The 238-nt window shown below is 40.3% G+C and carries 1 pseudogene; it reads right to left on the bottom strand.

Annotation, left to right across the window (positions count from 1 at the left end):
• A pseudogene (locus tag KVT11_RS20560) lies at positions 1–238 on the bottom strand (NADP-dependent phosphogluconate dehydrogenase); the annotation flags it as partial.

Raw genomic sequence — 238 nt, 5'->3', positions numbered from 1 at the left:
ATCTTTATGTAAGATCACATCCTCAAGCGGCTGATTTGATCCTTCATCCCCTTTTGTGAAACTGACAGCTGTAAATCCGATTGAGTATCAGACAACCTCGCCATTATTCCACACTGAGAATACATCATGAAGCTCCTCTGATGACAATCAAGCCACAGGATTCTAGATGAAGTATGATTCAGAGATCATTTCCATGACTCCGTACTCGAGACCATTATGAACCATTTTGACATAATGT

Source organism: Bacillus sp. GbtcB10 (genome assembly GCF_019091365.1).
GTDB classification, from domain to species: domain Bacteria; phylum Bacillota; class Bacilli; order Bacillales; family Bacillaceae; genus Bacillus; species Bacillus altitudinis.
This window is presented reverse-complemented; position numbering and strand designations above follow the sequence as displayed.